Genomic DNA, 9,031 nt, shown 5'->3' on the forward strand with positions numbered 1-9,031 from the left:
CGATGCGAGCAGGGTAGAGTGACGCGCGGCAGGGGGGCAGGAGGCGATGGCAAAGGCTGAAACTCGGTAAGACGGCGCAGACCGTCACGCTCTCTAAAAGAGACTGTTCTTCAGAGAGTATCGTCATAAGCGATCCGGCGTCGGGAGGCTCGGCCGGCTGAAGGAGGACGATGGCAATGATGCGGTCAGGGGATGGATGGCAAGATCCCACGCCGGCACCTGCACGAATCACCCCGCAAAAGTGGCGGGTGGGACCTGGAATCGAGCCGCCATTGCGAGATGTTCGCGGCCATGGCGGCTTCGCTGTCTGCTGTCCCGCAGGGCGAAGCGCGCATTAGATGGGCCAGCGGCGGATGCACGCGAACCGCGGGGATGACGAACACGACCGTCGCTGGCTAGGACAGCGGCACCGCGAACCCAATGTTGGAGGCTCTACGCCGCTCGATCTGGCGGGGGCGCGGCGGTCGATGCGGCCGGCAGAACCCGCGCTACCGTGAGGCGCTGCCATCTCAATATAGGAGCTGTTGACTTGCAGAACACTGCACTGTCTGCGAACGCATCCCGACATGCCCCGACCCTGTGACCCGCTTCCGCGCGAGGCCGCGCTGGTCTTGACCAGGCGCAGTTCGACGCAGGGCGGCTAGCGCCGGCCGGTGTCCTAATGTCGGGGCGCCAGCAAAGTAGAATGTTATATGGCGGTGGGGACGGCCACAACGAGAGCGCCCGATCGGGCGTCAGCTGGTCGGGATTGCGCAGCCCGATCGGGTGCCGTTCAGTCAGGCATCCCTCGGCTTAGACTAGAGAGCCGCCGCTCGAACTAGCTTCGTTGGCCGGCGTCGGCCGCAGCGGGATCCGATACTCGCTCAGCCACGTGACGACATCGGCGATACGATTCTTGTCACTCTCCGTCAGCCGCAGATCGACGTCCACGAATGGCGCGCCCGACTTCCGGTAGGGGCGACTGAGTGGGCGCTTGCTCAAGCCGGGTGGAACCGGCGGCCTGCCGGGTTTGCGACCGCGTTTCACATAACCGTTGCTCTCATAGCCATCAGGACGACCGGGCCTGAGATCGCCGGCGCAATGCGGGACTCGAATAGCATTCGATCTTGGAGAGCGACCGCTCGATGCGGCCGAGTTCCCGAAGAGCTTTGGCCAGTTGGCTGAGGCACCAGGCGCATCCGGCGCCGATCGCAGCCAATGAAAGCGTGTCTGGCCAATGATCGGGTCACGGCGTTGAATTTCGGCTTTGACCGATATCCAACCCACGCCGACCGTCACAAGAGCTCGGGCGAATTCGTAGACGTGGTGGCAAAGCTCTGGGACAGTTGGAGGATGATGCGCTCATCGCGAACCCGGAGGCGCCCGTCTGCCAGACTAGTGGTCGTAGGGAACCGGCCCACGCTCTCAGTTAAATCAGGAGAAACATGATCCAAAAACCGAAGCTTTGGGAGCTCAGTTACTGCCCCGCTAGTGCCTATTTGTGTGCGCTATTCTGCCATACGCCGAATGAGATTGTCCCACCTGATGACCGTCCCTAACTTGAGACCGGTAATTTCTCTGGGGTCGAATACAGGTTGTTAGGCCCGCGTAGTCCATGAGCGCCGCTTTGTTCGGAGGGAAAGCGATGGCGGTGGAATGGACGATCACGATCGAGGGCAGGAACGAGTTTGGTGACGTTTGCCGGAAGAGGCGGTCCGCATCGACAAGAGCTGGGAACGTCTGTTTGACGGCGACCTCGGCCTGTCGATCGAGGACAGCAAGACCATCATGGCGGCGCTGCAGAGCGCGGTCGTGAACCATGAGGCGGAGACGTATTCCCTCTTTCGTCGGGTCTGCCCGGATTGCCACAGGTTACGGCCGGTCAAGGACTACACGACGCGACGGATCCGGACTGTCTTTGGCATCGTGGAGGTGCGCAATCCTCGTTGGATGCTGTGTCGGGATTGTTACCCAGGCATGGTCGATGCCTTTGCGCCGCTGCGGGAGATCTGCCCGGATCGAGCGACATCCGAGCTGATGGAACTGACGGCGCGGCTGGGGAGCATGATGCCGTACCGGCAGGCTGCGAGAGTGCTTGCCGAATTCCTGCCCGTTGAGCCGACCGAGACGCATGCCACCGTGCGCAAGCGAACCATCAGGATTGGCGAACGGCTCGACGATCAGGTTGCTGAGGAAGAATTGCACGCAAGGCGCAAACGGACGAACGACGCCAGCTTGAAATGCAGCTTCCCGGCGATCGACGCAAAGAGTTCGTCATCAGCATCGATACTGCGCATGTTCGCAGCGCCGATTCCAATTCCGCGCGCAACTTCGAGCTCGTTGTGGCCCGATGCGGCCGCGGCGGGCGGGGCGAAGGCGGCGGTCGCTATTTCGTGACCGGCAGCACCGACCAACGGGCAATCCGGGATCGCGCCCTTCATGCCCTTCGGGAAGTAGGCTATCGCGGCTTTGGCGATGTGACGGTGATTTCGGACGGCGCCGAAATCCTGAAGCGGCTACCCCGCGCAATGCCGAAGCCGAGGCCCACATCATCGACTGGTTCCACATCGCCATGAAGGTCCAGCCGATGCAGCAGATCGCCGATCATATGGCTCGATCCCGATCGGGTCTCTCTGAAGCGCTTCCCGCAATCGACCTGACATCAGAGCGGTGAAGTGGCGCCTGTGGCATGGGCGGGTCGATCGCGCGATCACCGATCTGGAGCAACTCTTGGAGAGGGTGAAGGCTTCGCAGGGAGACAGCGAGTTCTCCGTCGCCCGACTTCAAAGCCTCGGCTTGCAGCTCCTGACCTATATCCGTTCGAACCGCGGCGCGATCGTCAACTATGGCAAGCGCTACCAAGCCGGCCTTCGCGTCGCAACGACTCTGGCTGAATCGGCGGTGAATTCACTTGTCGGCAGGATGGTCAAGAAACAGCAGATGCGGTGGTCGCTCCACGGTGCTCACATGCTTATGCAGGTCAGGACGGCAGATCTCAACGGCGAGCTTCGCAATCGATTGCGGGCACCGTTCCGACAGCCAGAGCCGAACGTGCCACCACTATTCAAGCCCAAACCGCCTCTCCTGCGCGCCGCCTAACCCCAGAGAAGTTACCGGTCTCCCAGCAGATCTTCTACATGACGCAGGCTCAGCGGAAAGCGGAAGTAGAGCCACACCGCATGCGCTATGATCTCAGCGGGAAAACGATGACGCTTGTAGCGTTGCGTCGTAACATCGGTCGGCGGGTTCGAGCTCATGCCGGTAAATACCGCCGAAAATGTTAAGGCGACAGTACCGGAAAGCTGCATCGTCGTCGTCCGGTTGGGTTCGGTGCGATTGTCGCAGGATCAGCAGGAGTTGTTCAGACCTACCTTAAATTACTCCTCATACTTCTGTAATAATTTTTGACTACCATTTTTTTCTTGATTGACTGCAACACTAGTCATTTTATCTACGGCTTTGCTCCCACTTAGACGACTACTTGAGTACTTTGTACTCGGGTCGGTAGATCTGCGTATATCGTATAAGTGTGTTCGCGGCCTGACATTTTCATCAATATATTCAAGAAGATGCCCCGATGGCCGGCATCCAATTTTGAACGAGCATTTGATTGACTTCCGCAATACTCACTTGCTGAACATCGCTCAAAATATCAACTGCTTCCGAATCTGGAAGCGAGTTCAGTGGCCTTTGGGCTGCTATGTTCCCAGGTGAATATTGCATCCCCCCTGCTTCGGCAAGGGTTGTAGGGCTAGGAAATCGGACCCATGGGTCTACTACTACGGTATTGCGTTCACCATATCGGGAATCTCTTGGGTCGCCAATTAACGAATAGGCATGATCAACACCTGCATCGCTCACTTGCATGACGGGGGCATCAATTACGCGCGTCGAAAGTGCAGCGTAGGCAAGACTGGCATGCTCTTTGCAAGCACCGCCTTGTGCTTCCGCGCCTGCACGAGCGTATTCTAAAACAGTACTACTTCTGCCCTCGCTCGATCGCTGACGAGCAACAGAGGCGCGCGCCCAGGCTTCACCGTTTGACGCAATCACATTTGCCTCCTGATTTCCAGGGCCATATGGGATCATATGTCTCACTTCTCGTAATACTTGAGATGCTGTCTGAAGGTTCTTTAATGTGCTGCTTCTAACGTTTACTTTTCGATAGCCGTAACTACTAAGCCCTAATTCATCAGCATTGCATTCGCTATGAATTTTAACAACTGATTGCTCATTAAGGCCGCTTAGCGGGTTAGAGTAACGGCGTTCACCAGAACCCTGCTCAGGTGATCGTCTAGGAGGTTCGGAGGTGAGGGAATACGGCCGTGTCGCCGACGACGAACCAGTCCCCGCGCGTGCAAGCGATTCCGTAAACCTCTGATTATCTGCTGCCGGCTCCGATTCATCGGCATGGCCTGCGCTTGTAGATTGGCTGGATGAAATAGTGATTCTGCTATACACGCGATTCGCTCTCCTATCGACGGTACTGCACTGTAGTCAATATCGGTCTACTTAAGACCTGTTAGCAGGGTAAGCGAGCGAGCTGACAACAAGCTGACGTACAGAAGAGTGCATGGTCGATCAATCGGGAGCCTGCAACATTTTGTTTCGCTGTTCTCCGCCGTTCGCAATCTCTTCGTTCCAGATCACACAAAACTTTCTGCCAACCAAATTCGCAATCACCGACTGCAAGCCATGGCCCAGTTGAAAGCCGTCACCGGCCAGCCCGTCTGAAACTGTCCGCACGGCGATCTCACTTTGTCTGGCTATGAACGCGCTGAGAACTGCGGCGCTGTTGTAGCTCAGTCACGCCATATACAGACATATCGGTATTCATCGTTTTCTCCTTATAGAACATGCAGATCAGTCAAGGTCGACTGTCGGAAGGCAGATCGCCGCCGTGCAATGAGAACATCAAGACTCGTGCCAACTGCGCAGGAAGCTTCAGAAAAAATCTCTTTCAGCGGCTAAGGTGGTAGTGGCGCCGACCAGCGCTTCCGGCGAGCGCCAGGCCGTTGCGCCTTAACAACTCTTAACAATACACAACCCACCGCAATGAGAGATCGGGATTAATGCCGCCCAGGAGCGATTGCGAATAACGATCTCCATACGCGGTGCTGCCGATGGAGATCTAGATGTTTCCGCTGGGTGGCGGTCCCGCAACAAGGCGGCCGGAACCGCCTTCCGACGAGCCTGCCGCGACTTGAAAATCGAAGATCTGCATTTCCACGATCTCAGGCACGAAGCTGCAAGCCGCCTTTCGAGGCGGGCTTGGCGGCCATCGCCGCCGCGATCGGCTCCTGCAGCAGAGATATCCGATTGAGCCCTGCCATCGTTGCGGCCCTCATCGTGGCCTCTGATTGCATCTGTTGGATGCCGCTGGAATGGTGATAACCGCACCCTCGATTTCCATTTCCGGAAGATCGCGACGGGCCACACCAGAGTCTTGATGACCTCTGCACTGGCCGCGCTCTGTGCGCAAGACGCTTCAGGTTGAAGTCGAGCATCTGACGCGCTTCGGCAAGCCACTGCGCGCCGTCACCTTGGACGCCCAGTCCAAGGCGGTCCTCCTCCTTCATGGAGGTGAATGTTGACCGCGGCATAAGGTGCTCGTCGATCGCCGGAAGGATCGGCTGCCGTCGACCCAAATGTCCGCAGATCCAAGCCGGTCCCGCAAAGCCGCGAGCGTCGCAATATCATAGAGGCGATGATCAGGTTTGTCCTGGCCGAAGATGAGCTTTCGATCGGACTGGCTAAGGTGAGTGACCGGGACGCGATCCGGAAGTGTCCGACGCTTCTTGGCATAGAGGCATTTCAGGACCGAAATTGCCGCAAGAAGCGGGTCGTGGCGGCGCGCTGAGCGGAACGTGAACGCCCTGTAGGAACGCACCGGCGTATTTGTTGACGGTCGCATAATGGTCTGCCGCCAAGGTCAAGGGTGACGCCTCATTGTCTTCGACCATCGACTCAAGCTCAGGCTTGATGGTGCACTCCACAACTGTCCGGGAATTAGCGGAACCCCTGTCCGGCTTTTGCGAAATACGCACATCGACACTGCATCGTCTGTGAGCTTCTGGCCGAGCTTGATCATCTGCGCCACGATCAGGGCGTGTCGACGGCTGGTACTGAAGTCGTTGGCCAGCCATGCCGGTGTGGCGTTGCCCTCACGGATCATCTGATCCCACCGTCCGGAGGATATGCGCATCTGCAATTTCGGATCGATCTCCAGCGTGCGCAAAAAGGCGATCCGTTCGGTCAGCCCAATCAGGTTCGAAGCACGCGGTGCATCCGGCGCTCTTAGCCAATGAAAGCGCGTCTGGCCGAGGGCCGGGTCAACCTCCAACAGCCTGTCCAAAAATGTAAGCCGATCGGGCGGGATACCTTCGACGAGTTCTTTCTCAGCCCGTCGGCGAGCTATCGCACGACCGCCGAGGCCGATCTTCTCGATGGAATGCAGCGAGGGCAGGAGTGCGTTTCGTTTCCGGAACTCGGCAATGACTGCTGTCGCGATCGGCAACCCGTGATCGCCATTGGCCGCCGCACGATTGCAGCCACAAGTGCGGCGCGGCGATCGTCTCTAGATGCAGTCCGGAGACCAAGGTAAGCCACCAACGATCGGCTGTGATCGAAGCGCGTCTGTACTCGATGTGCATAGAAGGCGTAGAGGCGCGCGTCGATACCAAGCTGATCCGCAAGATAGTCGATCACAGCCGCGGGTGGCTGCTCGTTGTCCCACAAGAGCCGACCCGTTTGTCGCATCGTGCAGAGTTGAACGGCGAAGCCCAGCTTGTTCTGCGGTCGCCGGCGGAGTTCGCATTCCAATCTATCTGCCGGGTCCAGTGTAAAGTGACGGATCAGACTATCCTCGTCCGTCGCTATGCCCAGAAGTATCGCCGCTTCCTTTGAACTGACAAGCCGTCTTCTACCCACTCGCCTTCTCCCTCGGCACACTAAATTCCAAGGGGAAGTGGTTCGCCATCGGCCGGAGGCTTTCAACCAGCCCAGTGGCTTCATCTACAGATCTGCGTGTTCGCGCTTCGTTCGACCTTAGCGTGTCTGGCCTTTATCAACCAAAGACAGCAATAGGCTTGTGATCATGGCCTTCCCATGCGATTCTTGGAGCGTGATCTGGCGGAGATGAAAATGCCTGAAACGATGCTCGCAGCGCTTTCCAACATTCGGACCGTTGAAGAAATGATCGTGGCCTTCCGGGATGAAGAGCATTGCCGGCGATTGCTGGAAACCATGGTGTGGCCAGAAGGCAGAATCTGTCCGGCCTGCGGGTATAAACGCTCGATCGCGCTTGCCGGCCGCGATACAGGCAAGCGGCGTGCGCGACCGGGCCTTTATCAATGTTCCAATGGCGATTGCCGGTTCCAGTTCACAGTGACGACCCATACCCCTCTGCACTCGACCAAGTTGCCCTTGCGTGTTTGGCTGAAAGCCATGTGGCTGATGCTCCAGTCGGACAAAGGCTTGTCCTCGGTCCGGCTCGCCGAGATCCTTGGAGTGAGCCAACCGACGGCCTGGCGGATGGGTCACGCACTGCGGCTGATGGTGGCGCGGGAAAAACATGCTCGACGGCACGGTTGAGATCGACCATTTCCATCTCGGGGGAAGTCCCCGAAAGCGGCCGGATGACCCACCTCCGGGACGGGGCCGGAAAGGTCAGGCGAATACGGAGAAAGCGCCGGTCATGGCGATGGTGCAGCGGCCGACCGACGTCACGCCCGGCGCTCCGGCCGGTGACGCACGTGCCGCGGTCGTGACCGGTCTTTCATTGCGTGCGGCCGAACGTGCGATTGAAACACAGATCGAAACCCACGCGCATTTGATGAGTGATGAGGCGAAGGCATTCATGGCCATAGGCGAGAGTTTTGCCAAGCATGAGACCGTGAGGCATTCCAGCAACGAATATGTTCGCGACACGGTCCACGTCAATTCGGTGGAGGGTTTCAATTCCCGCGTCCGGCGGACGATCGCGGGCGTCTTTCACCATATCAGCCCGCAACATGCCGACCTGTATTTCCATGAAATCGGCTTCCGCTGGTCTCAGCGCGTCGTGTCTGGAAGCGCCATTCGGAAAACTCGGCACGGCCGGGAAATCATGCGAACTCTCTGGTCACGGGTGCCACCAGCGCTGCAACTGCCGACTGTCTTTCGCGCTGCCACGGGACGCCAGATGCGCCGAAGTCCCGACGGCGGCATCACCATCAAATCGGCCGTAGCTGTCTTTGGTTTATAAAAGCCGCGTGTCTGCGGGAACGGTTCTTGTTCCGACCCTTATTGGCGCAAGATTTTGAACTGTTCTTGTCCTGGCCCCCAGTTGGCTTCTGGATTAGATCAGCGGGGCAAGGTCACCGCACGTCGGCCATGAATACGCCAACCCGATTACATTGTTGGAAATAAGTAACTCGAGCGAAAATGTGCAATCTTTCTTCGGCACGTATCCTAATCGCGCAGGGAGATCAATTTCCACATCCTGAAATTCAAGAAAATCATTGTATAGTGGAAAATAGGCTTTATATACAGCCTCCTTCAAAACGAAGAGGTCCCGCCGTTCAAGCAGGCGTAGATCGTACATGCGTTGCTCGTTAGGGGTAGCAATCAATTCGATCAAGTTCTCCGGCAGAGGTTCATTAGGCTCAATGTCGATGCCGAGCGCTGCAATCCTTTTCGTCCCTGCAATAGCGGCGGCTGCTACTGTATCGTGGTGAGCCAAAGATCCGACGATGCCGGCTGGCCAGATCGGAACACCAGAGCGCGTCTTTAAGATCGGCAGTGGTGGGAATCCCAGTTGCCCAAAGAGTGTTCTGGCGACTACTCTTGCAGCACCGCTTTGGCGGCGAACTTTGGTGACAGCGCGTCCCAACGAGGTAACTTCGGAAGCGTACAAGGTGGAGTCGTCAGCCGGCTCTATTGGACGGATGCCGACGAGTATGTTCTGTTGATCAATGGTGATAATCTCCATTCTATCTGGTCCCTTTGAGCTTTTCGAATGAGAAGCTCGGCCAATGCAGCTTGGCCTTGGAATTGCTCGACTCGGTCGTCG

3 protein-coding genes and 5 pseudogenes are annotated in these 9,031 nt (G+C 57.8%); 4 read left to right on the forward strand and 4 right to left on the reverse strand.

Features of this window, described 5'->3' with window-relative positions:
- The first annotated feature begins 1,624 nt into the window (after positions 1-1,624).
- Positions 1,625-3,078, forward strand: a pseudogene (locus ACZ89F_RS23935) (ISKra4 family transposase).
- Positions 3,079-3,089: 11 nt separating this feature from the next.
- Here ACZ89F_RS23935 and ACZ89F_RS23940 read toward each other — a convergent pair.
- Both ACZ89F_RS23940 and ACZ89F_RS23945 read right to left on the reverse strand, forming a co-directional pair.
- A complete protein-coding gene (locus tag ACZ89F_RS23940) occupies positions 3,090-3,287 on the reverse strand; it encodes a hypothetical protein (RefSeq protein WP_476097480.1) in 198 nt (65 codons plus the stop codon).
- Positions 3,288-3,540: 253 nt separating this feature from the next.
- Complete coding sequence (locus tag ACZ89F_RS23945; RefSeq protein WP_476094496.1) at positions 3,541-4,440, reverse strand: hypothetical protein; 900 nt, start codon at positions 4,438-4,440, stop codon at positions 3,541-3,543.
- Positions 4,441-4,557: 117 nt separating this feature from the next.
- Here ACZ89F_RS23945 and ACZ89F_RS23950 point away from each other — a divergent pair.
- Positions 4,558-4,713: pseudogene (locus ACZ89F_RS23950) on the forward strand (IS6 family transposase); the annotation flags it as partial.
- Positions 4,714-5,152: 439 nt separating this feature from the next.
- Positions 5,153-5,239: pseudogene (locus ACZ89F_RS23955) on the forward strand (hypothetical protein); the annotation flags it as partial.
- Between the two features lie 205 nt (positions 5,240-5,444).
- Here the strand turns inward: ACZ89F_RS23955 and ACZ89F_RS23960 are convergent.
- Positions 5,445-6,909 (reverse strand): annotated as a pseudogene (locus ACZ89F_RS23960) (DUF4158 domain-containing protein); the annotation flags it as partial.
- Between the two features lie 213 nt (positions 6,910-7,122).
- On the opposite strand from ACZ89F_RS23960, the pseudogene ACZ89F_RS23965 reads away from it, so the two are divergent.
- Positions 7,123-8,224 (forward strand): annotated as a pseudogene (locus ACZ89F_RS23965) (IS1595 family transposase).
- 93 nt (positions 8,225-8,317) lie between these two features.
- Here ACZ89F_RS23965 and ACZ89F_RS23970 read toward each other — a convergent pair.
- Complete coding sequence (locus ACZ89F_RS23970) at positions 8,318-8,950, reverse strand: 4'-phosphopantetheinyl transferase family protein (protein WP_476094497.1); 633 nt, start codon at positions 8,948-8,950, stop codon at positions 8,318-8,320.
- Positions 8,951-9,031: the final 81 nt, after the last annotated feature.

It is taken from the genome of Mesorhizobium sp. USDA 3734 (genome assembly GCF_056279665.1).